Source organism: Christiangramia sp. OXR-203 (assembly GCF_034372165.1).
Classification (GTDB): domain Bacteria; phylum Bacteroidota; class Bacteroidia; order Flavobacteriales; family Flavobacteriaceae; genus Christiangramia.
Genome location: NZ_CP139698.1, coordinates 3,026,872 through 3,051,368 on the forward strand (window position 1 = coordinate 3,026,872; position 24,497 = coordinate 3,051,368).

A 24,497-nucleotide genomic window follows, 5' to 3' on the forward strand; every position below is an offset into this window, starting at 1 on the left:
TTCATTTTTTTTCTGAAAGTATATATTTTCTATTCATTTCCAGACACTTCCAAAATATTCGCTTTTCCATTCCGTTTGTAAAGCATTCAGCATATTATTATTAAATTCGCCACTTCAGTAGAATTACACGAGTATTTATGACAGATTTCAACTTCAGTAAGTGGAATAAAATCCTGGGATGGCTGGTTTTTCTTATTGCCCTCACCACCTATACACTTACTCTGGAACCAACGGCAAGTTTCTGGGATGCCGGTGAATATATTGCTACCTCTGCCAACCTGGAAGTTGGTCACCCACCGGGAGCTCCTTTCTATCAAATGATGGGCGCATTTTTTGCCACTTTTGCGGCAGACAATACCCAGGTCGCCCTCATGATCAATTTTATGTCTGGTTTTGCCAGTGCTGTAGCCATCATGTTTATGTTCTGGTCTATAAGCTTACTGGTTCTAAAGATCGCCGGACCTCGTGAAACTCTAACCGATGCTAAGAAAATAGCCGTTCTGGGAAGTGCCCTTGTTGGCTCACTTGCATTTACTTTTACCGACAGCTTCTGGTTCAATGCCGTGGAAGCCGAAGTATACGCCATGGCCGCCTGCTTTATGTCGGTCATGTTTTATTTGGGACTACTCTGGGAACGGGATATGTTCACTCCGCGTGGAAATCGCTGGATCATTCTTATCTCCCTGGTAATAGGTCTCTCTTTTGGGGTTCACTTTATGGGTCTGTTGACCCTTCCGGCAATCGGATTCCTTTATTTCTTTAAAAACTATAAGAAGGTTACCGTCAAGAACTTCATCATCGCCAACGTGGTCGTGGTCGCTGTTCTTATGTTTATCTTCAAACTGCTACTACCTTATACGCTTACTTTCTTTTCTGCTTCAGAATTGTTCTTTACCAATTCCCTGGGAATGCCGTTTAATACGGGAACGGTTATCGCTCTACTTGCGATCATCGCCGTATTCTATTTCCTGATCAATCTAACACGCAAGCGTAACCTGTATCAGTACAACACACTACTCCTTTGTGTACTATTTGTTCTAATTGGTTTCTCCAGCTGGGTAATGCTACCGGTACGTAGTAATGCGCCAACCGTGATCAATGAAAATAGTCCCGACAATGCACGTGAGCTACTCGCCTATTATAATCGTGAACAATATGGGGAAACTCATTTATTTTATGGCCCTCAGTGGTCTGAGATGTATTCCGGACTTGATGAGGATAATCCTTATCGTGATGGAAAACCTCAATATGAAAAAGACGAGGAACTTGGAAAGTATGTGATCGTTAATGAATATAAGAACGCACGCCAGAACCTGGACGATGATCATAAGGCTGTTCTGCCAAGAATGTGGAGTACCGAGCATGCTACCAATTACATGGAATTTACCGGTCCTCTGGAATTCACGATCAAACCAGAATTTCAAAATGAAGAAAGGCTTATAAGTGCTATTAATGAATTCCGCTCTCAGTTTTCCCGTGGTGAGAGAGATATGGAAGACTACCATAATTTCTTAAGACAGTTTAGCGATTATATCAATGTAGAAAAACCTTCATTCTCGTCTAACATCAGCTACTTCCTGGAGTATCAGGTTGGCTATATGTACTGGCGTTATTTTATGTGGAACTTCACCGGAAGACAGGATGATATCCAGGGAAAATTTGGAGATCTGCATGGAAACTGGATCAGCGGAATCGATTTTATTGATGAATGGCATATTGGTTCGCAAGAGAATTTACCTTCAGATGTAAAAAATAATAAAGCTCGAAATACCTATTATTTCCTACCGCTTCTACTCGGACTAATCGGACTCATTTTTCAGATGAAAAGAGATCAGAAGAATTTCTGGGTGCTTATGGTGTTCTTTCTTTTTACAGGAATTGCGCTTAAAGTTTATCTGAATGAAAGGCCTTTTGAACCCAGAGAACGAGACTATGCACTTGTTGGATCCTTCTATGTTTTTGCTATCTGGATAGGCTTTGGAGTCTATGCCATCTTCGATAAACTTAAAGGAAAGATTGGTCCTAAAATTCTGGCTCCGGTAGTGGTGATCGCAAGTTTACTTGCTGTACCAACGCTGCTTGCTTCGGAAAACTGGGATGATCATGATCGCTCCGGCAGAGACACGGCGCTTACCATGGCCCGGATGTACCTGGATTCCATCGACGAGAACGCCATTATATTTACCATTGGTGATAATGATACTTTTGCGCTATGGTATGTTCAGCAAATTGAAAAATACCGTACCGATGTTCGCGTAATCAATACAAGTTTACTGGCAACCGACTGGTATATTGACCAGATGAAGCGAAAAGCTTTTGATAGTGATGCGATCCCGTCGCAATTACCACAGGACTGGTATAATGGAAAGAACGATGCTATCTTCCTGCGTGAAGTAACTCAGGATACTATTGGTATCAAAACCTGGATGAATTATATTCAGAATGAAGACCCAAGAACCATGGCCGAATTACAAAGCGGATCCATGATCAACACCTTCCCTTCTAAATATGTCCGAATCCCAGTGGATAAACAGAATGTACTGGACAATAATATCGTAGACCGTTCTGAAGCAGATGAGATCGTTGATCATATCGATATTGAGATTGGTGACCAGGTGCTTTACAAAAACAGGTTGTTGATGCTCGACATTATTGCTAATAACGACTGGAAACGCCCTATATATTTTACCGGCGGAAGTTTTGGAGATGATGATTATCTATGGATGAAAGATTATCTTCAACTAGAAGGAGTCACCTATAAACTGGTTCCTATTCAAACTCCTCTTGATCCCCGAAATCCATTCGATATGGGTCGTGTGAATACCGAGAAGATGTACAATATCGTGAAGAACTGGAATTGGGGAAATATGGGATCTTCAGAAATTTATCATGATCCTGAAACCCGCAAAAACTCTATTACCTATAGAAGCAACCTGGCAAGACTGACAGAAAACCTCCTTAATGAAGGCGATACTATACATGCTGAAGAGATCCTTGACCTGGGAATGGAACATATGCCGGTAGAGCATTATGAATATTACACGTTACTAGAACCATTTATTACCGGTTATTACGAAGTTAATAAACCTCAGAAAGCCCGTGAGATCTGGGAAAAAGTGACTAAGAAATATCAGGAGAACCTGGAATTCTATAGTAACTGGGAAGTAGAACGTCAATACAGATATGCAGATGAGATCATTACAGATATGGAACGTTACCGCGGTCTGGTTGACATTATGATGGTTTATGAGGATCGCGAGACAGCCAGAGAAAAAGCCGAAGAATTCAATACCTATCTAAAAAAGTTCAGGCATTTCTACCGTGAGGATGAAGAAATAGATGCTGAAGCAAAATCTCCGCAACAGGAGATACTGGAAGCGCTGGATGGCGCAACTCCCATAGAGCAACCGGACGATTCGGTTTCGCTGCAAAGTGATCAGCAATAAAATTAAACCCGGCCAATTGCGCCGGGTTTTTTATTTTTGAATATCGATGAGTTTATTCCTACCTAAATATCCTTCAGCCCTGAAACTTCTTTATCCTAAACGTATTTCCAGAATACAGGATGAAAATGTTATCTATCTGACATTCGATGACGGCCCAATCCCAAAGATCACTCCATGGGTTCTGGATTTGCTCGAAGACTATTCAGCAAAAGCTACTTTCTTCTGTATTGGAGAGAATGTTGAAAAGCACCCGGAAATCTTCCGAAGTATTTTAGAAAAAGAACACGCAGTGGGAAATCACACGTATAATCATCTTAATGGCTGGAAAACTGGCAAAGCTGCTTATATCGAGAATACCCAGAAAACTCAGCAAGTATTTACTACTAACAAATTTTTTCCAGAGACAAAATTTTTCAGACCGCCTTATGGTAAAATCATGAATGCTCAGGCGCGAGAACTTGTGGAACAAGATTATAAAATTGTGATGTGGGATGTAATAAGTGGTGATTATGACCACAGTATTTCAGCAGAAAAGTGCTACTGGAATGTCATAAATAATGCTGCCGCTGGAAGTACGATCGTCTTCCATGATTCAGAAAAGGCATTTAAAAATCTCAGGGAAGTATTACCCAGAGTGTTGAGATACTATGCTGAAAAAGGCTTTACTTTCAAAAGGCTTACTGATGCTCCTTTAAAAGACCAATAAGCGTATTTGCATTCTGCTCACCGCTTTGGCGCCATTTCATTTCACCATCCCTGTAGATCATAAGCGTTGGCAAACCCTTTACTCTCAAGGCTTCAGCAAGCTGCGAATTCTTATCCACATCGATCTTGATGACCTTGGCTTTATCACCTAAAGCGGCCGCGACATCACGTAATACCGGATGCATGGCTTCGGAAGCTTCGCTCCATTCAGCATAAAAATCCAGAAGTACCGGAATGTTCAGATCTACTAGTTCACCAAATTTTGACATAATTCAGTATTTATTTTTTCGGTTATTTACCGTGTTCGCCAGCTATAATCAAATATAGGAAATTCTTTGTATTAAGCTGGTTTAGGTCCTTTTTTCAGTTCGATGACGCTAATTTCAGGCCATATTCCTATTCTACCAGGATATGCCAGAAATCCGAAGCCTCTATTTACATTAATATAGCGTCCTGCTTCTTCATAAATTCCAGCCCAGTGCTTGTAACGATATTGCACCGGACTCCATTTTAACCAACCCGGGATCTCGATCCCAAATTGCATCCCGTGAGTATGGCCGCTAAGCGTTAAATGATAATGTTTTTCGTCCTTCTTAACCTCTTCTTCCCAGTGAGAAGGATCGTGGCTAAGTAATACTTTAAAATCTTTACTGGAGAGTCCGTTTCCGGCTTTTTGAAGATCACCGGCTTTTTTGAATCCGCCAATTCCCCAATTCTCTACTCCAACCAGCGCTATCTTTTCTCCGTTTCTCTCAATAAGACTGTGTTCATTCAGCATTAACTTCCAGCCCATTTCTGCATGCGTATCCTTCAGGCGTTGTAAATTCTTCTTTTTTGCTTCCGGACTTTCCCACTGCGTATAATCTCCATAATCATGATTTCCGAGGATAGAATATACACCGTCCCTGGCATTTACCTGCGAGAATACATCTTTCCAGTTCTCCATTTCCGAAGCTTTATTATTCACAAGGTCTCCGGTAAAAACCACCAGATCACTTTCCTGCTCTTTTAAGAGATCAACACCATACTGGATCTTTTCTTTATTATCAAAACTTCCGCTATGCACATCACTAATCTGGCTAATGGTATAACCATCAAAAGACTCGGGAAGATCATCAAAATACAGTGTATATCGCAACACCCTAAAGTTGTACCGCCCCTTTACCATTCCATACAACAAACCAGCAAAAGGAATTGCCGCAAGACCCAAGGCAACGGTACTTATAAATTTTCTTCTTGATGGAATGGAAAAACTTTCCGAAGAGCCGAATAATTTTTGAAAACCTGCAAATGGAAGTCTTAGAAAATCCTCCCCTAGCAGAACTAAGGCTAGTACAATTTTCGCTACAAAGAATGCAAGAAAAACACCTATCGCGTAGCCTCTACCTCCTCCAAAACCATCATTAGGATTGGGCTGGTTAAATTGATAGAAAAGATTAGCAATTACTATGATCGAAATCAGGAAATAGAACGAGGTTACCCAAACATTCTTTGAAAATACCCGTAAAGCCTGAAAAGCGTAAAGATCTACGATGATGTAGATAACGGCAAGAATCAACCAGCGCATTAAGTAGTTTTTTGCGAAGATAATTGTAATTGCAGCGAACCCCTGCATATTAACGATTCTTTAAGCTCCTAATTCATCAAAGCATTCTATTATTCTTTATTTTAAAACCATGTTTTGAAATATTACCTTTAGCAAGAGATTAATATCATGAAACGTCGGCAATTTCTTCAGAAAACCGGGATCAGCTTAGGAGCACTTAGTGTTAGTTCCAGCCTGTTTCCTCAAAATATATTAGAACCTATGAACACCAAACCAAAACCTGTTGCGGTCGCAACCTGGAATTTTCAAAATGCAACTAAAAAAGCTGGGGCAATGCTGGAAAATGGATCCAGCGCATTAGATGCTGTGGAGCAGGGAGTGATGGTAGAAGAAGCCAATTTAAAGAATACTACCGTTGGTAACGGCGGCGCGCCAGACCGGGACGGCAATGTTACTTTAGACGCCTGCATCATGTCACCAGACGGAGACGCCGGCGCAGTGGTTTACCTGAAGGAGATCGCACATCCGGTGCAGGTTGCCAGAAAAGTGATGGAAGAAACTCCGCATGTCATGCTTGCCGGTGAAGGTGCCTTGCAATTTGCCATTCAGCAGGGTTTCAAAAAGAAGAACCTACTTACCGAAAGCTCTGAAAAAGCCTGGAAAGAATGGCTGGAACACAAGGAGTACAAACCTATTATAAATATTGAAAATCATGATACCATCGGGATGCTATGTATGGACGACAAGGGTGATATCGCCGGAGCCTGTACAACTTCCGGGCTTTCCTATAAGGTGAATGGCCGTGTTGGTGATTCTCCTATTATTGGTGCAGGTCTTTTCCTGGATAACGAAATTGGTGGAGCTGTGGGTACCGGAATGGGCGAAGCAATTATGAAAAGTGTAGGGAGTTTCCTGATCGTGGAATTAATGCGACAGGGAATGTCTCCGCAGGATGCCTGTAAGGAAGCGGTCATGAGAACTGTTCGCAAAGCACCAAATCACAAAGATTTCCAGATCGCTTATGTAGCACTCAACAAAGCCGGGGAAATTGGATCATACTGTATCCATAAAGGCTTCAGTTATGCTAAGTTTCATGAAGGAATTAGCAGCAACAACCTGAGCCCTTCTTATTTGGATTCTTAGTTTTATATCTTTCTGCGGAACGATATAATCTTTGTAATTTTGAGCTAATCACGAATTTTATTAAACATTTCTAATGGCCGATCAAAAACGCCTTTTTTTACTGGACGCATACGCATTAATTTTCCGAGGATATTATGCTTTTATCAAAAACCCTCGAATCAATTCCAAAGGTTTCAACACTTCGGCGATCATGGGATTCACAAATTCTCTTTTCGATGTTATAAGAAGAGAAAAACCAGATCATTTAGCGGTTTGTTTCGATAAGGATGGTAGTGAAGCCAGAACTGAAATGTTTTCAGACTATAAAGCGAACCGGGATGAAACTCCTGAACCTATACGTGAATCCATCCCTGTGATCCAGGAAATTCTTCGCGCCATGCATATCCCAGTGGTGGAATGTGCCGGAATGGAAGCAGATGATATCATTGGAACTCTTGCCAAGCAGGCAGAAAAGGAAAACTATAAAGTATATATGGTGACGCCAGACAAAGATTTCGCTCAGCTGGTTTCAGAAAATATTTTCATGTATCGTCCTGCCAGAATGGGTAATGGGATAGAGATCTGGGGAATACCTGAAGTTCAGAAGAAATTTGAGGTGGAACGCCCGGAGCAGGTGATCGATTTCCTCGGAATGATGGGCGACTCTGTAGATAATATTCCGGGACTTCCAGGAGTTGGTGAAAAGACCGCCAAGAAGTTTCTGAAGAAATACGGAAGCATGGAAGGTTTACTGGCAAATACCGATGACCTTAAAGGAAAGATGAAGGAGAAGGTCATCGAGAACGCTGAATTAGGGCGATTATCCAAAAAACTGGCTACCATATTTGTTGACTGTGATGTAAAATTTCATGCTGAAGATTACGAACTTTCCATGCCCGATGGTGAAAAGGTACAGGAGATCTTTGAAGACCTTGAATTCAGAAGATTGAAAGATCAGTTTCTGAAATTATTTTCAGGAGAGGAAGAGACCACCCCTACACAGGTGAGTAATTCGCCTTCAGCAAACCAAAATGCGCAAACTGCCGGGGCTGGACAGTTTTCATTATTTGGTGGCGATAGTGAAGAAATCGAACGAACATCATCAAGAACAAATCTGGCTGATACTCCGCATTTTTACCAGTTACTTGAAACAGAAATGGCACAGAAGCTATTTTTCGAACGACTGCTTATGCAGACAAGTGTTTGTTTCGACACTGAAACCACTGGATTGAATCCACTGGATGCAGAATTAGTAGGAATCGCTTTTTCCTGGGAAGCCGGGAAAGGTTATTACCTTCCGTTTCCGGAGGAACGCGAGAAAGCACAGGAATTGATAGAAAAAATACGTCCTTTCTTTGAAAATGAGTCTATAGAAAAGATAGGTCAGAATCTTAAATACGATATCAAGGTTCTGGACAAATATAATATCGAGGTGAAATCTCCGATCTTTGATACTATGATCGCGCATTATCTTATCAATCCAGATATGCGTCATAATATGGATGTTCTGGCGGAAACTTATCTTAATTATACTCCGCAGCCGATTACTGAACTTATTGGAAAGAAAGGTAAGAATCAAAAAAGCATGCGTGATGTGGATCTGAAATCTCAAACTGAATACGGAGTAGAAGACGCCGATATCACTTTTCAGCTAAAAACACTTTTTGAGAAAGAACTGGAAGATGCAAACACGAGAAAATTATTCAATGAAATTGAAATTCCGCTGGTAGAAGTACTGGCAGATATGGAACTGGAAGGAATCAAACTGGACGAAAATTACCTGCAATCCCTTTCCGAAGCATTAACCAATGATATTAAAGATCTGGAAACGAAGATCTACGAGGAAGCAGGAGAAGAATTCCTTATAAGTTCACCAAAACAACTGGGAATCATTCTTTTTGAAAAACTGGAACTTTCCAAGAAACCTAGGAAAACAAAAACGGGTCAGTACAGCACCAGTGAAGACGTACTTTCTGTTTTAGCTGAAGAGAACCCAATCGTTCAACATGTACTGGATTACCGCGGACTCGTAAAACTACAGAACACCTACGTGGATGCGCTACCAAATCAGGTAGAAAAAACGACCGGACGTGTTCATACCGAATATGTACAAACTATTGCGGCTACCGGAAGATTAAGTTCCAATAACCCGAATTTACAGAACATCCCTATAAGAACAGAACGGGGCAGACAGGTTAGAAAAGCATTCGTTCCCAGAGATGAAAACTTCGTACTGCTGGCCGCCGATTACTCTCAGATCGAATTGCGTATTATCGCCGCTTTAAGTGATGAAGAGAATATGATCAAAGCGTTTAAAGAAGGTGAAGATATTCACGCTTCCACAGCTGCAAAGGTTTTCAATGTGCCATTGGAAGAAGTTACCCGTGAACAACGAAGCAACGCCAAAACGGTGAATTTTGGGATCATTTATGGTGTTTCAGCTTTTGGGTTGAGTAATCAAACTTCTCTCTCCCGTAGTGAAGCAAAAGATTTGATCGACACCTATTATAAAACCTATCCTAAACTGAGTAGTTATATTGCAGACCAGGTAGAATTTGCAAGACAGAATGGGTATGTAAGTACAGTACTAGGCCGCCGACGCTATCTAAAAGATATCAATTCAAGAAACCAGGTGGTACGTGGTGCTGCAGAAAGAAACGCGGTGAATGCACCAATCCAGGGTAGTGCAGCAGATATCATAAAACTAGCCATGATCAATATTCATAACAAACTGAAGGTTGGAAACTATAAAACACGCATGCTGTTACAGGTTCATGATGAACTGGTATTCGACGCTCACAAGGAAGAACTGGAAGAGATGAAAACCATGATTCGAACAGAAATGGAGAATGCCTACAAACTGCAGGTGCCGTTAGATGTAGAAATTGGAATTGGACAGAACTGGTTGGAGGCTCACTAGAAAACAATAAACATTCTTAACTAAAAAACCTCCTTAGTAATACTAACGAGGTTTTTTGACTAACACTATAAACTACTTCTTACTATTAAATCACTTTGGTATACTCCAGCATCAAAATTCTGATTTCAGAAGCTCTCGTATTACCGGGATCATTTACATATTGATCTGATTCAATTTTGCTAACATCAAAAGCGAAAGTTCCAGATCCAAGATCGATCGCTTTTTCATGTGTATAATCAGATCCATTGATACTAATGTTCAGTATCAGTTTATTATCCACAACATTCCAGGTTCCAGAATCCATTCTATCTGTTAAACAGGAGAAGTCATCTCCATCTCCAGATTCAAAACTCATGCTGGCATTGTTACTTACAAACGTACCATTAGCATCAAATGTTATACTCATTGTGTTAAAACAATCAGTTTCATCCAGAAGATTTTTGCTCCCACCCGGAGTAGAGTCGAGATCAACTTCCACATCTGCCATCATTTTCGTTAGATCCCAGCTTCCAACCATATCTGCGGTAGTAACCGTGGTTGCGTTACTAATCTTTAACTGAGATTCCTGAGAAATATCTTCTTTACTACAACTTTGAGATAAAAGTCCAGCGAGTAGGAGCCAGCAAAACACTCTAACATTCATTATTCGTTTCATGATATATATTTAGGGATTACAAACATACAGCAGAATGTTAAAAATTAAGGAATCCTTAACATCAAAAATTGACTTTAAACGCACAAAAAAGTACTTTATCGATCTAAAACGCATCCAAAACTCATTATTGAAGTCCGTTACTTACGTTTTGAGGTATCCTTTGAAAGAATCAAGCCTTAAAATTCTTAGAATTTATCATACTGAAAACCAGCTGATTTAAGTCAGATTAAATTTTAATAGTGCTGTTTGCTATATGAATTTATAATTGTACATTTGCACCCCTGTTTTCCCGATTGAGATTCGGGTAAACGGGATTGGAATGTTTAATAATTAGTAAAATCAATTGGTGTGGACACATTAAGTTACAAAACAGTATCGGCTAACAAAGCCACCAGAACCAAAGAATGGGTTGTGGTAGATGCTGACGGACAAAATTTAGGTCGTCTTGCTTCAAGAGTAGCATATCTACTTAGAGGAAAGCACAAGCCTAACTTCACCCCACATGTTGATTGCGGAGACAATGTAATTGTATTGAATGCGCAGGGAATCAACTTAACTGGAAAGAAATGGGACGCGAAAGAGTACATCCGTCACACAGGTTATCCAGGTGGTCAAAAGAGTCTGACAGCTTCAGAACTTTTCGAAAAAAGTCCTGAGAGACTAGTAGAAAAGTCAATTAAAGGGATGCTTCCTAAGAACAAACTTGGAGCAGAACTATTCAGAAATTTAAAGGTTTATGTAGGATCTGAACATGATCACGAAGCTCAAAAACCTAAAACTATTAACTTAAACGACGTTAAGTAATGGAGGTAATTCACAAAATTGGCCGTAGAAAAACTGCTGTGGCCCGTGTATATGTTTCAGAAGGACAGGGAAACATTACCGTAAACAAGAAAGACCTTAAAGATTACTTCACAACTGGACCACTTCTTTATAAAGTGAACCAGCCAATGATGCTTACCGAAAATGAAGGAAACTTCGACGTTAAAATTAACGTTTACGGTGGAGGTATCACTGGACAGGCTGAAGCAATCCGTCTGGCACTATCCAGAGCTATGGTGGCGCTAGACCAGGAAAATCATGGCGCACTTAAGCCAGAAGGTCTTCTTACTAGAGATCCACGTATGGTAGAACGTAAGAAATACGGACAGAAGAAAGCCCGTAAGAAATTCCAGTTCTCTAAACGTTAATATTATTACCGGGATATTTTCCGGGGAGTTCATAAAAAAATTAATTTTTTGTTGTTATTCTGTTCATGCCGGGCAGAAGTTAGTTTAGCATCTAAACAGTCAGGGCCATACTTTTAAGTAGCCACCTGGTTGTTGCTATCTCAACAGAACGTAAACTATTACAAAAATGGCAAACAAAGTAGAAGTAAAAGAATTACTTGATGCTGGTGTTCATTTTGGACACTTAACCAGACGTTGGAATCCAAATATGGCTCCATATATCTATATGGAACGTAACGGGATCCACATCATCAACCTATATAAAAGTGCTGCTAAAATGCAGGAAGCAGGTGATGCTCTTGCAAAGATCGCAGCAAGCGGAAGAAAGATCCTTTTCGTAGCTACAAAGAAACAAGCGAAAGAGATTGTTGCTGAGCAGGCGGAAAAGGCTAACATGCCTTATATCACTGAGCGTTGGCCTGGTGGTATGCTTACAAACTTCGTTACTATTCGTAAAGCTGTAAAGAAAATGGCTTCTATCGATAGAATGAAGAAAGACGGAACCTTTAACTCTCTTTCTAAAAAAGAACGTTTACAGGTAGATCGTCTTAGAGCTAAGCTAGAAAAGAACTTAGGTTCAATCTCAGACATGTCAAGACTTCCAGCTGCGCTTTTCGTTGTAGATACTACACGTGAGCACATTGCGATCAAAGAAGCACAAAAACTAAACATTCCAATTTTTGCGATGGTTGATACCAACTCAGATCCACGTGAGGTTGATTATCTAATTCCATCTAATGACGATGCTTCCAAATCCATTAGCAAAGTTGTTTCTTACGTTGCAGACGCTATCGTAAAAGGTCTTTCAGAAAGAAAATCTGAGAAACCAGCTAAGAAAAAAGAGGATTCTAATGCTTCAGAAGAGAAAAAAGCAAAACCTGCTGCTCCAAAAGCAGAGAAAGCTGAAGTTCCTTCTAAAGATGCCGAAGACAAAAAGGCAATGAAAGAGGCTAAGAATGATGTGAAGCTTGAATCTAAAAGTGAAACTTTAGACAAAGCCAAATCATCTAACGAAGAAGAATAAAATAACGTTTACATAAAATCTAAAAGTCGTTTAGCTTCTTTCTTTATAGTGAGTTTCTAAACGACTTTTTTCAATAAAAAAACAATATTATGGCTAAGATATCCGCCGCTGAAGTAAATAAATTAAGAAAAGCTACTGGTGCAGGAATGATGGACTGCAAGAAAGCATTAGTGGAAGCTGATGGTGATTTTGACGCTGCAATCGAATTGCTTCGTAAAAAAGGTCAGAAAGTAGCTGCAAAGAGAGCCGACAGAGATTCTTCTGAAGGTGCTGCAATTGCTCAGGTGAATACTGAAAATACCAGAGGTGTTATCATTTCCCTGAACTGTGAGACCGATTTCGTTGCTAAGAATGATGATTTCATCAAAATGGCTAACGATTTCGCTGCAATCGCTCTTAACTATTCTTCTAAAGAGGAATTTCTTAAAGCTGATTACAAAGGGATCACTGTAGAGGAAAAACTTACTGAACAAACTGGTGTAATTGGTGAGAAGATCGAAATTGGTGCTTTCAAAACTCTTGAAGCTCCTTTCGTAGGATCTTACATCCACGCTGGAAATAAGATTGCTGTTCTTACAGGTCTTTCTAAAAGCGTTGATGGAGCTGATGAAGCTGCGAAGAACGTTTCTATGCAAGCTGCTGCTATGAACCCGGTTGCTCTTAATGAAACTGGAGTTGATCAGGAAACTATCGATAAAGAGATCGAGATCGCTAAAGATACTTTGAGACAGGAAGGAAAGCCAGAAAATATGCTTGACAAGATCGCTCAGGGAAAACTTCAGCGTTTCTTTAAAGATAACACTTTGGTTCACCAGGCTTATATCAAAGAGAACAAGCAGAGCGTTGCTGAGTACGTGAAGTCTGTAGACAGCGAACTTGAAGTAGTTGCTTTCGAAAGAGTTGCTCTAGGATAATTTATTCTGAATACTATATCAAAAGAGGTTTTATGTATTTAAAACCTCTTTTTTTGTACTTATATTTTTGACTGCTCAGCTGAAATGTAACCATAGCTGAAGAATTTCAACTGAATTAAAAATCATCATTCATGACTGCAAGGCCATTTAAATTCAAACATTTTACAATAGAACAGGATCGTTGTGCCATGAAAATTGGAACAGACGGAGTGCTTCTTGGCGCCTGGTCTTCCCTTGCCCATCAACCTGAAAGCATCCTCGATATTGGCACAGGAACCGGACTTATTGCCCTGATGATGGCTCAAAGATCTGGTGCGGAACTTATTGATGCGCTTGAGATCGAAGAAAATGCTTACGAACAGGCTGTTGATAATTTTGAAAACAGTGACTGGGGTGACCGCTTATTCTGTTATCATGCAGCATTTGATGAATTTGTGGAAGAGATACATGATGAAGAGCATTACGATCTAATTCTTTCCAATCCTCCCTTTTATACTGAAGATTATAAAACAGGCGATGATCATCGAGATCAGGCCCGTTTTGCTGAAGCTTTGCCTCTCGCCGAATTATTAGAAGGCGCCTCCCTCCTGCTATCTAAAAACGGACGCTTTGATATGATCATTCCTTTTTCTGAAGAGGACACTGCGATTAAGATTGCCCAGACTCATAGATTATATCCTACAAGAATCACCAGAGTAAAGGGAAATGCCGAAGCACCCGTAAAAAGAAGTCTTATGAGCTTCAGCTTTGAGGAAACTTCAGCCGAAATTGAAGATCTTATCATTGAAATTTCCAGACATAACTATACTCCAGAATACACTAATCTGGTAAAGGATTTCTACCTGAAATTATAATTGCTTCTCAATAAAGACTTGGTTACATTTGTTAGAAACACTACACAATGAAACCAGATCTATTCCAGGCTCCTGATTATTACCAGATTGACGAGTTGCTCTCAAGTGAACATAAAATGGTTCGCGACGCTACCCGTGAATTTGTAAAAAGAGAAGTCTCCCCAATTATAGAGGAAGCAGCACAAACTGCCACATTCCCGAAACAGATTTTAAAAGGCCTTGCTGAAATTGGCGCTTTTGGACCTTACATTCCTGAAGAATACGGCGGTGCAGGACTTGACCAGATCTCCTACGGATTGATCATGCAGGAAATTGAGCGTGGAGACAGCGGAATTAGATCTACAGCTTCAGTACAATCTTCCCTGGTGATGTATCCAATTTTTCAATATGGAACTGAAGAACAACGAAAAAAGTATCTTCCAAAATTAGCTTCCGGAGAAATGGTAGGCTGTTTTGGTCTTACAGAACCGGATCATGGTTCAAATCCTGGAGGAATGACCACGAACTTTAAGGATATGGGGAATCATTATTTATTAAATGGTGCCAAAATGTGGATCTCAAACTCACCATTTGCTGATATTGGCGTAGTCTGGGCTAAAAATGAAGAAGGACGTATACACGGGCTGATCGTAGAGCGTGGAATGGAAGGATTCACCACTCCTGAAACTCATAACAAATGGTCTTTAAGAGCCAGTGCCACTGGAGAATTGATATTAGATAACGTAAAGGTGCCCAAGGAAAATTTATTACCAAATAAATCTGGATTGGGAGCTCCGCTTGGCTGTCTTGATTCGGCCAGATACGGTATCGCCTGGGGTGCTATTGGCGCTGCCATGGATTGTTACGATACTGCATTGCGTTATGCCAAGGAAAGAGAACAGTTTGGAGTGCCTATTGCTGCAAAGCAATTACAACAAAAAAAGCTAGCTGAAATGATCACTGAGATCACCAAAGCACAGTTAATGGCCTGGAGACTCGGAACTCTGAAAAATGAAGGCAAAGCCACCTCAGCCCAAATATCCATGGCAAAAAGGAATAATGTTGAAATGGCGATCAAAATCGCCCGGGAATCCAGACAAATCCTAGGTGGTATGGGTATTACCGGTGAATACAGCATTATGCGACATATGATGAACCTGGAAAGTGTAATTACTTATGAAGGAACTCATGATATTCATCTATTAATTACCGGACTGGATATTACCGGACACGCTGCATTTTAAACTGGCAATATAAACATACAAAGCGCTTTTGCTTTAAAGTATTCTTCTTTGAATTGCTACACTGAGCTTGTCGAAGCGCATTGAAATTGAACTAGCCTTCGACAAGCTCAGTCCGGCTATAAGTGACATTCTATACCGGTAAGCTGAAAAAATAAAATCCTATAACAAATCAACACAAGGGCAGCGTTTGCAACGTTTGCCCTTTTTATATTTCTCGCAGCATTTTGATTTTAGAGGTTTCGGCTTTTTAGCCACCACTCCGTCCACCTGTAAATACTCTACAGATTTTTCGGAATAGAAGATTAGCACTGCATTTAATAGCATATTTCAAAGTACAGATTTAAGTACAGGATTTAGTTAAACAAGCTGTAAAAACTGGCTAATGTTTTTATAATATGTGAGCTAGCTCTTAACTTTGCACGAAAATTACCTTATGATGATTAAAGAGATAAACGAAAGTTTAAAACCTCTAACCAACCAGTTAATTAATCATTCACTTTACCAGAAGATCGACAGTCCTGAACATCTGCAATTGTTTATGGAACATCATGTTTTTGCCGTATGGGACTTCATGTCTTTACTAACTGCTCTTCAGGAAAAACTTACTAAAACCACCAATCCGTGGCTGCCGGTAGGAGATCCGGAGACAAGGTACCTGATCAATGAGATCGTTCTCGCCGAGGAAACCGATATCAACTTGCAGGGAGAACGCCAGAGCCATTTTGAAATGTATCTGGATGCGATGAGCGCTGCGGGTGCAAACAAGTCCAAAATCGAGGATCTTTTAATGCAGGTAACTCATGGCACTGATATTTTCCTGATCATTGCGACTAGCAAATTACCAGTAAGCATCAAACAATTCCTGAAGCATACTTTCGAAGTAGTTTATAGCCAGGAACCACATAAGATCGCTTCTGCTTTCACCTTTGGACGCGAAGGTCTGATTCCAGATATGTTTACCTCAATCATTAGCAAAGTACAGCAAAAGTTCCCTGAAGAAGATCTTAGTCTGTTCAAATACTATTTTGATCGTCATATCGAACTGGATGAAGATGAGCATGGTCCAATGGCCTTTAGAATGGTTGAACAATTGTGCGGGAATGATGATAAAAAGTGGAAGGAGGTAAAAGCTGTTGCTGAAAAGTCTTTAAAAAGCAGACTTGAATTCTGGGACGGTATCAAAGCTGAAATTGAAGAGCGTAAAGTGTTACAAACCATTTAGGTTTAGAATAAATATTAAAAAAAGCCTGAAGTTAAAACTTCAGGCTTTTTTGTTATTCGGTCGTTGGAGCTATTCGAATCTCCAATCCTTCAAGTTCATCTGTTATAGGTATCTGGCAACTCAGCCTACTATTATCTTCCACATGAAATGCCTGATCCAGCATATCTTCCTCCTCGTAACTCATTTCCGGAAGCATATGCTGATAATTGAGCATATAACACTGGCAAGAAGCACACATCGCCATACCACCACATATCCCAATGGTGCCTTCAGGAGCGAGCTCGTAAGAGCGAATAACCTCCATAAGGTTCATATTCATATCTGTTGGGGCATCGATAACATGAGCCTCGCCTTCACGGTCTATTATGGTGATCTTAACGTCAGACATTTAATTGCTTCTAATTTATACTTTTTACGACTTCTCTTTTAGCTTCTTTCTTACTTCCATCGAAACCGCTAACTCCACTTACAGTAGTATATTTCATCACATACTTCTTGTCTGGGTTAATTAGCTGGTAAGCACTCTGGCACATGATCGCAGCTTCATGGAAACCACAAAGAATAAGCTTCAATTTTCCTTTATAGGTATTTACATCACCAATGGCATAAACCCCGGGAATGTTCGTTTGATAATCATAAGTATTATCAACCTTAATAGCATTTTTTTCTATTTCCAGTCCCCAGTCTCCAATTGGACCAAGTTTAGGTGACAGTCCAAAAAGTGGAATAAAATCATCTACTTCTTTGATCTCTTCTCCTCTTGCTTCATCTTTATGCCTAATAACTACAGCATTAAGTTCATCTTTTCCCTGAAGGTCCACAACTTCAGCATCTGTGATCAGATTTATCTTTCCAATTTTCGAAAGCTCTTCAACTTTTTCTACGGAATCTAAAGCTCCCCGGAAATCTTTTCTTCTATGCACCAGAGAAACTTCCGAAGCAACATTTGATAAAAAGATACTCCAGTCCAAAGCTGAATCTCCACCACCGGCGATCACTACCTTGCGATCGCGATATACTTCAGGATCACGAATAATATAAGCAACACCTTTATCTTCAAAATCTTTGATAGAAGGAATTGGTGGTTTTCTAGGCTCAAAACTCCCCAGACCACCAGCGATCACTACTACCGGAGCATGATGTTTTGTACCCTTACTGGTTGTAACGATAAAACTTCCATCTTCCTGTTTGTCTATGATCTCTGCTCTCTCACCTAAAGTAAATCCAGGTTCGAAAGGTTTGATCTGTTCCATAAGATTATCAACCAGGTCTCCTGCAAGTACTTCAGGGAAACCAGGAATATCATAGATTGGTTTTTTCGGGTATATTTCTGAACATTGTCCCCCGGGTTGTGGAAGAGCATCGATCAGGTGACATTTCATCTTCAAGAGTCCGGCTTCAAAAACGGCAAATAATCCTGTTGGACCTGCACCGATAATGAGCATATCAGTTTTAATCATTCTTCAGCAAAATTTTAAAGGGTAGATCGATCAATATTTACCACTTTTTCTATTTGGGGCACATATTTCTTAATCGTCATTTCCACACCACTCTTCAGGGTCATTTGATTAACAGAACAGCCAACGCAAGCTCCTTCAAGCTGTACTTTTACCAAACGGTCATTTTCTTCGATAGATACGAGGGAAATGTTCCCTCCATCGCTTTCAAGAAATGGACGAATTTCGGCAAGTGCCTTTTCAACATTTATTTTAACTTCTTCGCTTGTCATTTATTTTTTCTTAACCGCGCTACATCCAGCCATCGTTGTGATCTTAATAGCTTCTGTAGGTGGTAAATTTTTATTTCTGTTCACCGTTTCCTGCACCATATTACGAGTTATCTCCTCGAATGCGCTTTCCAACGGAGTGGCAGTTTGTAAAGCTGCCGGCCTTCCAATATCTCCGGATTCTCTAAGACTTTGCAGTAACGGAATCTCTCCTAAGAATGGAACTTCCAGATCTGCTGCCAGATTTTTAGCACCTTCTTTTCCGAAGATATAATATTTATTTTCAGGAAGTTCTTCCGGAGTGAAATAGGCCATATTCTCAACAATTCCAAGTACCGGAACATTGATACTTTCCTGCTGGAACATCGCAACTCCTTTCTTAGCATCGGCTAAAGCAACGTTCTGCGGTGTACTTACAATTACAGAACCGGTGATAGGTAAGGATTGCATTATGGATAAATGAATATCTCCAGTTCCAGGCGGAAGATCGATCAACATGAAATCCAGTTCTCCCCATGCTGCATCAAAGATCATTTGATTCAATGCCTTCGCGGCCATAGGTCCTCTCCAGACTACTGCCTGATTAGGTTTGGTAAAAAATCCTATAGACAGGATCTTCACTCCATGATTTTCTACCGGTTTCATTTTGGATTTCCCGTCTACTGTAACAGATAAGGGTCTTTCAGCTTCCACATCAAACATGATTGGGGTAGATGGACCATAGATATCTGCATCCAGAATACCTACCTTGAATCCCATTTTTGCCAGGGTAACTGCAAGATTTGCAGTGACCGTAGATTTACCAACGCCTCCTTTTCCAGAAGCCACGGCAATTATATTTTTTATACCGGGAATTTGTTTCCCTTTGATCTCCGGCTTCTTTTCAGCAGCTTCGATCTTGATATTTACTTTAACTTTTGCCTTTTCATAAACTTTTTCATGAATGGCTTTCATCACATCAACCTCTGCGCGCTTTTTAATATGAAGAGCCGGTGTACTCAATACAAGATCCACTACCACTTCATCGCCAAAGGTCATTACATTTTGAACCGCACCACTCTCAACCATATTAGCGCCTTCGCCGGCTACGGAAATAGTTTCTAATGCGGATAAAATTTCTTTTCTGTTCAATTTCATAGACTGATTTTAATCAGATTTTTTACAGCTTAATTAGACTGATTCTAAACGCAAATATAAAGGTAAAAGCTAAGAATACGAAGAATTTAGGAATATTAGATCGATAGCTGGATAGCAGTAATTTATGGTAATTTGTATTCAGTTAAAGCTCTTTCATAGGATCCCAGAAGAGTTCCTTGAAATTGACTACCTGCAGCTCTTTTACCTCAACACCTTCAGCTTCCAGAAGTTGTTGCATGGCGTTGGTTCCAGAGAAGTGATGTTTCCCGGAAAGCACTCCGTTTCTATTGACTACTCTATGGGCCGGAACATTTTTGTCATGAGAGTTATTCATTGCCCAGCCTACCATTCTTGCACTTCGGGCTGCACCAAGATATTTTGCAATAGCTCCGTAAGAGGTCACCCGCCCTTCAGGAATCTGCCGGCAGACTTCATAAACCCTATCAAAAAAACCGGAATTATCTTTCAAGTTTTAATTATTCAGAATTCTTACCAAGGCAATGACGATAAGCACTGCCATTAATGCTGCCATGAAATAATTGGAATACTTAGCAAATGACTCTGCTTTCTTTTCGATCTTATCAAAGAGTACTACGTAGAGATACAAAGCTGTAAAACTTCCTAAACACGCGGCGATAGAAAAGGATGAATTTAAGGACCAGTCGTATTCCAGACCACCGCTAAGATTCATTGCCCCTGCAATTGCAACAAAATAAGGAATGGGAAAAACGTTTAAGGCAGCGATAAACATTCCTTTATAGATACTATTGGCATTCGCCTTTCGCTTACTTGGGTCAATTCTTTTCTTCTTCTGTGCCTGAATGAAGAAATACACTGCCAGAATACAGAAGACCACTAATCCCGCCCGCAGCAACATCTTTTTCACAAAAGGATGGTCAAAAATATAACCTGCAAGCAGTACCGCAATGAGTGCCTGTATAAATACTACGATACCTGCCCCAACGGCAACGTAAAGTCCGTTTTTTTTACCTTTTTCCACACAGGTCTTTGCCACGGTCATGTTCACCAAACCTGGAGGCACCACACCAATAAAGGCGGCAAAATAGGTAATTAGGAAAATCTTCGTTTCTTCCAATAATGCTTATTTAATCCGGAATTGAATATAGGTAATAGGTTTACCTTTTTCAAGGTACTGTTTTTCGTAGAAAGTTTGAATTCCGGTTACTGCTTTTGGAGAATATTCATTACTATAAATATCGTGATGAGCATAAAGGATCTCCTGACCCTGCCCGTGTAATAAGCCTAGAGTATAACCATGCATGAATTCAGAATCTGTTTTTAAGTGCATGAGTCCGTCGACTTTGAGAATATTCTTGTAGCGAATTAAAAACTCTGCATTAGTCAAACGATGTTTTGTACGCTTATATTTTATTTGTGGATCTGGAAATGTGATCCAGATCTCACTAACTTCTGCGGAAGCAAAAACATATTCTATCAGTTCAATCTGCGTTCTTATAAAAGCGACATTCTCCATTCCTTCTTCGATGGCAGTTTTAGCACCGCGCCAGAAACGTGCTCCTTTTATATCCACCCCTATAAAGTTCTTATCTGGATTCTGCCTGGCCAGCTCTACGGTATATTCCCCTTTTCCACAGCCGAGTTCCAGAACTATTGGATTGTTATTCTTAAAAAAATCCTTGCACCAGTTTCCTTTTAACGCAAATTCATTCTCCGTAAGTTCTTCTCTTGACGGCTGAATTACATTTTCGAACTGCTCGTTCTCTCTGAAACGTTTAAGTTTATTCTTGCTTCCCACTTAAAATTGATATTTTGGCAAAATTAAAGAAATTAGCTTAGGAGCGGCTAAGAATAGTTTTGAATATGTCCAAGAAACGAATATTGGTGGCTGTGATGAATTGGGGATTGGGACATGCCACCCGCAGTACCCCTGTTATTCAAGCGCTTCGAAACGAACATTACGAACCTATTCTGGCTTCAGATGGTGCAGCACTGCAATTACTAAAAAAGGAATTTCCGGACCTAATTCATCTCGAATTACCCGGTTATAACATTCGTTATGCAAAAAAAGGCTGGCTTCTTAACTGGAAGATCATTGCACAAACCAGCCATATTCGAAATACGATCGCTGCGGAAAATGAGCAGACCAGGCAGATTATAAAAGATTATCAAATTGAAGGAATCATTTCCGACAATCGGTTTGGGGTTTATAGCGATGAACTGAAGACAAATGTTTTTATCACTCACCAAATCCATGTTCTAAGTGGCATCACAACCCTCCTGTCTACTTATATAAATAGGCAGCATTTGAAGAATTTCGACCAGATCTGGATTCCGGATTATGATTCCAGTGAAAGGAATTTAAGCGGGAAACTGAGCCATGTAAAAGATCTGCCCGAGCAATGCCAATATATCGGTGCTTTGAGCAGATTTGAAAAGCGTGCATTGGAAACAAAATACAAATACCTGCTGCTGCTTAGCGGTCCGGAACCTCAGCGCAGCTTGCTTGAAGAAAAATTGCTCGAATGCTTCAGTAATACTAATGACAGTATATTGTTGGTACGCGGAGTAATTTCCGAAGAAAAACAGCTTAGTACGAGTAATCCGAACCTACATATTCGTAATTATCTCTTCGGAAGAGAACTGGAAGAAGCTATAAACAGTAGTGAAACCATCGTTGCAAGATCAGGTTACACCACGCTGATGGATCTGGCAAAATTAGAAAAAAGAGCATTTTTTATTCCTACACCTGGACAGGAAGAACAGGAATATCTTGCAAAAAGACTGGAACGGCAGGGCATTGCTCCTTTCTGTACGCAAAATCAATTCAGCTTAGAAAAACTGAAGGAAGTTGAGAATTATACCGGCCTAAGTAATTTCGGTGATGGCCGAGTTCTCCGGAATCTCTTTGCGTTTTTCGAGAGTGAATGAAAATTCACTTCCCACACCAAAGACGCTTTCTACATAGATCTTCTCCTCATGCGCTTCCAGAATGTGCTTTACAATTGAAAGTCCGAGGCCTGAACCTCCTTCTCTTCTTGAACCACTTTTGTCCACACGATAGAACCTTTCAAATAAACGTGGAATATTCTCTTTCGCAATACCTTCCCCGTTATCTGTCACCCTCACGATAACCTTATTTTTGATAAGATTCTCAATACTAATCTCTGTAGTTCCACCATTCTTTCCATACTTGATGGAATTAACGATCAGGTTGGTTAAAACCTGTTGAATTCTTTCTCTGTCTGCTCTCACGAGAATAGGTTCTGAGTAATCCAGATCAAATGTGAGTGTTATATCTTTTTTGGCAGCTTTCATTTCCAATAGATCAAAAGACGCCTGTATTAATTCGATTATATCAAAAGTCTCGTACTTGAGATGTAGATCACCGGTTTCTAGCTTGGTGATCATGTCAAGATCTTTCACGATATAAATAAGTCGCTCTACTCCTTTATTAGCACGGGCAAGATATTTTTTACGAATCACCTTATCCTTATGGGCTCCATCTATTAGAGTTAAGATATAACCCTGAACAGTGAAAAGAGGAGTTTTTAGCTCGTGCGATACATTCCCCATGAATTCCTTACGGTAAGCTTCTCTTACCTTTAAGGTCTCGATCTCCAGCTTTTTGTCCTCGGCGAATTTCTTAACCTCGCGAGTAAGACTGGACATATCTGTGGTGATCTGGTTAGGGCTTAAAGTTTTGGAATCGAGAAGTGAAACATTATCATACACTTTCTTGATACGGCGATAAATAAAACGCTCTACTCTATACTGAATGATTAAAAAAGAGAACAGGTAGCACAAGCCTGCAAAAATAAGAAGGGCGATCCACCAGTTCTGCAAATCCAGAAAGATGAATATCGCCAGTATCGCGGTAAGGAAGAGGCTGATAAATAAAGCAGTCCTTATTGCAAATCTATAAGACCTCTTAAATTGTTGCGCCATTAAACTACAAACTTGTACCCAACACCTTTGATGGTTTTGATCTTATCGTCACCGATCTTTTCACGTAGTTTACGAATATGAACGTCTATAGTTCTTCCTCCCACTACGATATCATTACCCCATACTTTGTCAAGGATATCTTCTCTTTTAAAGACTTTCCCCGGTTTGGATGCTAACAAAGATAACAACTCAAATTCTTTTCTGGGCAGACTGCGTTCTTCACCATTCTGTTCGATCTTATATTCATCACGATTAATAGTGATCCCGGAAAGTTTTACAATATTGGAACCTGCCTCTTCATCTCGGTAGCGTCTTAACAATGCCTTCACCTTACTTACCAGAACTTTTGGCTTAATAGGTTTAGTGATATAATCGTCTGCTCCGGCATCAAAACCTGCCATTTGCGAATAGTCTTCTCCTCTTGCAGTTAGGAATGTAATGATCGTATGCTCAAGATCTGTAATCTTTCTTATTTGCTCACAGGCTTCGATACCATCCATTTCAGGCATCATGACATCCAGAATAATAAGATGCGGTTTATGTTTTTGAGCAAGCTTAACAGCTTTCGCACCATTATCTGCAGTGATCACCTGGTAACCTTCCGAAGAGAGATTATACCCTACTATTTCCAGGATATCCGGCTCATCATCTACTAGTAAAATCTGAATGTCTTTTTTCTTCATGGTGTATAACTATGGTTAACAGTCCATAAAATTAAGGATTAATTTGGATTAGCATTGAGGTTAATCTATTGGTAACATTAAACTAACTCTTTAATGACAAAGGGTTAAATCTGAGGTAACATCGTCGCGGCTTTCTTGCCGTTTATTTGCAGCGAGATTTTATA

General features: G+C 40.1%; 24 protein-coding genes. 12 read left to right on the top strand and 12 right to left on the bottom strand.

Going from position 1 to position 24,497, the window contains the following annotated elements; genetic code table 11:
• Positions 1–137 precede the first annotated feature (137 nt).
• Both T8I65_RS13935 and T8I65_RS13940 read left to right on the top strand, forming a co-directional pair.
• Positions 138–3,446: a DUF2723 domain-containing protein gene (locus T8I65_RS13935; protein WP_322301169.1), complete on the top strand. Its 3,309-nt coding sequence runs from the start codon at positions 138–140 to the stop codon at positions 3,444–3,446.
• Positions 3,447–3,492: 46 nt separating this feature from the next.
• Positions 3,493–4,152 carry a polysaccharide deacetylase family protein gene (locus tag T8I65_RS13940; protein WP_322301170.1) on the top strand — a complete coding sequence of 220 codons (660 nt, stop codon included), beginning with the start codon at positions 3,493–3,495 and terminating at the stop codon, positions 4,150–4,152.
• Here the strand turns inward: T8I65_RS13940 and T8I65_RS13945 are convergent.
• Both T8I65_RS13945 and T8I65_RS13950 read right to left on the bottom strand, forming a co-directional pair.
• Positions 4,124–4,420 carry a thioredoxin family protein gene (locus tag T8I65_RS13945; protein WP_141878856.1) on the bottom strand — a complete coding sequence of 99 codons (297 nt, stop codon included), beginning with the start codon at positions 4,418–4,420 and terminating at the stop codon, positions 4,124–4,126. The genes T8I65_RS13940 and T8I65_RS13945 overlap by 29 nt on opposite strands.
• Before the next feature lie 71 nt (positions 4,421–4,491).
• The gene (locus T8I65_RS13950; protein ID WP_322301171.1) at positions 4,492–5,718 is read right to left on the bottom strand and encodes a metallophosphoesterase; all 1,227 of its coding nucleotides are present in this window, start codon (positions 5,716–5,718) and stop codon (positions 4,492–4,494) included.
• 147 nt (positions 5,719–5,865) lie between these two features.
• Here T8I65_RS13950 and T8I65_RS13955 point away from each other — a divergent pair, with 147 nt between their 5' ends.
• Positions 5,866–6,840 (top strand): N(4)-(beta-N-acetylglucosaminyl)-L-asparaginase, encoded by a 975-nt coding sequence (locus T8I65_RS13955; RefSeq protein ID WP_322301172.1) that lies wholly within the window; start codon positions 5,866–5,868, stop codon positions 6,838–6,840.
• 73 nt (positions 6,841–6,913) lie between these two features.
• Positions 6,914–9,739 carry a DNA polymerase I gene (gene polA / locus T8I65_RS13960; RefSeq protein WP_322301173.1) on the top strand — a complete coding sequence of 942 codons (2,826 nt, stop codon included), beginning with the start codon at positions 6,914–6,916 and terminating at the stop codon, positions 9,737–9,739.
• Positions 9,740–9,824: 85 nt separating this feature from the next.
• Here the strand turns inward: polA and T8I65_RS13965 are convergent, their stop codons facing one another.
• Positions 9,825–10,394, bottom strand: coding sequence for a lipocalin family protein (locus T8I65_RS13965; protein ID WP_322301174.1), 570 nt, complete (start codon positions 10,392–10,394; stop codon positions 9,825–9,827).
• 348 nt (positions 10,395–10,742) lie between these two features.
• On the opposite strand from T8I65_RS13965, the gene rplM reads away from it, so the two are divergent.
• The 7 genes from rplM (at position 10,743) to T8I65_RS14000 (ending at position 16,860) form a co-directional block, all read left to right on the top strand.
• Positions 10,743–11,198, top strand: coding sequence for a 50S ribosomal protein L13 (rplM, locus tag T8I65_RS13970; RefSeq protein ID WP_141878868.1), 456 nt, complete (start codon positions 10,743–10,745; stop codon positions 11,196–11,198).
• On the top strand, positions 11,198–11,584 hold the full coding sequence (gene rpsI, locus T8I65_RS13975) for a 30S ribosomal protein S9 (protein WP_322301175.1): 387 nt from the start codon (positions 11,198–11,200) through the stop codon (positions 11,582–11,584). The genes rplM and rpsI overlap by 1 nt, the downstream gene beginning before the upstream one ends.
• 166 nt (positions 11,585–11,750) lie before the next feature.
• A complete protein-coding gene (gene rpsB / locus T8I65_RS13980) occupies positions 11,751–12,647 on the top strand; it encodes a 30S ribosomal protein S2 (protein ID WP_322301176.1) in 897 nt (298 codons plus the stop codon).
• A gap of 89 nt (positions 12,648–12,736) precedes the next feature.
• Positions 12,737–13,561, top strand: a complete 825-nt coding sequence (gene tsf / locus T8I65_RS13985; RefSeq protein WP_322301177.1) for a translation elongation factor Ts — start codon at positions 12,737–12,739, stop codon at positions 13,559–13,561.
• 131 nt (positions 13,562–13,692) lie between these two features.
• Complete coding sequence (locus tag T8I65_RS13990; protein WP_322301178.1) at positions 13,693–14,415, top strand: tRNA1(Val) (adenine(37)-N6)-methyltransferase; 723 nt, start codon at positions 13,693–13,695, stop codon at positions 14,413–14,415.
• Positions 14,416–14,462: 47 nt separating this feature from the next.
• On the top strand, positions 14,463–15,638 hold the full coding sequence (locus T8I65_RS13995) for an acyl-CoA dehydrogenase family protein (protein WP_322301179.1): 1,176 nt from the start codon (positions 14,463–14,465) through the stop codon (positions 15,636–15,638).
• A 436-nt stretch (positions 15,639–16,074) separates the two neighbouring features.
• Positions 16,075–16,860, top strand: coding sequence for a DUF3050 domain-containing protein (locus tag T8I65_RS14000; RefSeq protein WP_322302804.1), 786 nt, complete (start codon positions 16,075–16,077; stop codon positions 16,858–16,860).
• Positions 16,861–16,912: 52 nt separating this feature from the next.
• On the opposite strand, the gene T8I65_RS14005 is transcribed toward T8I65_RS14000, so the two are convergent.
• From T8I65_RS14005 to trmB, 7 genes are all read right to left on the bottom strand, one after another.
• On the bottom strand, positions 16,913–17,248 hold the full coding sequence (locus T8I65_RS14005; RefSeq protein WP_026914088.1) for a 2Fe-2S iron-sulfur cluster-binding protein: 336 nt from the start codon (positions 17,246–17,248) through the stop codon (positions 16,913–16,915).
• 10 nt (positions 17,249–17,258) lie between these two features.
• The gene (locus tag T8I65_RS14010) at positions 17,259–18,320 is read right to left on the bottom strand and encodes an NAD(P)/FAD-dependent oxidoreductase (RefSeq protein WP_322301180.1); all 1,062 of its coding nucleotides are present in this window, start codon (positions 18,318–18,320) and stop codon (positions 17,259–17,261) included.
• Between the two features lie 14 nt (positions 18,321–18,334).
• Positions 18,335–18,589 carry a NifU family protein gene (locus T8I65_RS14015; protein ID WP_141878875.1) on the bottom strand — a complete coding sequence of 85 codons (255 nt, stop codon included), beginning with the start codon at positions 18,587–18,589 and terminating at the stop codon, positions 18,335–18,337.
• Complete coding sequence (locus T8I65_RS14020) at positions 18,590–19,723, bottom strand: Mrp/NBP35 family ATP-binding protein (RefSeq protein WP_322301181.1); 1,134 nt, start codon at positions 19,721–19,723, stop codon at positions 18,590–18,592.
• Positions 19,724–19,865: 142 nt separating this feature from the next.
• Positions 19,866–20,192 carry an MGMT family protein gene (locus tag T8I65_RS14025; RefSeq protein ID WP_322301182.1) on the bottom strand — a complete coding sequence of 109 codons (327 nt, stop codon included), beginning with the start codon at positions 20,190–20,192 and terminating at the stop codon, positions 19,866–19,868.
• A gap of 3 nt (positions 20,193–20,195) precedes the next feature.
• Positions 20,196–20,819: a LysE family translocator gene (locus tag T8I65_RS14030; RefSeq protein ID WP_322301183.1), complete on the bottom strand. Its 624-nt coding sequence runs from the start codon at positions 20,817–20,819 to the stop codon at positions 20,196–20,198.
• 6 nt (positions 20,820–20,825) lie between these two features.
• Complete coding sequence (gene trmB, locus T8I65_RS14035; protein ID WP_322301184.1) at positions 20,826–21,500, bottom strand: tRNA (guanosine(46)-N7)-methyltransferase TrmB; 675 nt, start codon at positions 21,498–21,500, stop codon at positions 20,826–20,828.
• Positions 21,501–21,565: 65 nt separating this feature from the next.
• Between trmB and T8I65_RS14040 the strand changes: the two genes are divergently transcribed.
• Positions 21,566–22,633 carry a glycosyltransferase family protein gene (locus tag T8I65_RS14040; protein WP_322301185.1) on the top strand — a complete coding sequence of 356 codons (1,068 nt, stop codon included), beginning with the start codon at positions 21,566–21,568 and terminating at the stop codon, positions 22,631–22,633.
• On the opposite strand, the gene T8I65_RS14045 is transcribed toward T8I65_RS14040, so the two are convergent.
• The gene (locus T8I65_RS14045; RefSeq protein ID WP_322301186.1) at positions 22,571–23,650 is read right to left on the bottom strand and encodes a sensor histidine kinase; all 1,080 of its coding nucleotides are present in this window, start codon (positions 23,648–23,650) and stop codon (positions 22,571–22,573) included. The two genes, T8I65_RS14040 and T8I65_RS14045, sit on opposite strands and share 63 nt — an antisense overlap.
• Complete coding sequence (locus tag T8I65_RS14050; RefSeq protein WP_141878882.1) at positions 23,650–24,333, bottom strand: response regulator transcription factor; 684 nt, start codon at positions 24,331–24,333, stop codon at positions 23,650–23,652. Before T8I65_RS14050 ends, T8I65_RS14045 begins: the two co-directional genes overlap by 1 nt.
• Positions 24,334–24,497: the final 164 nt, after the last annotated feature.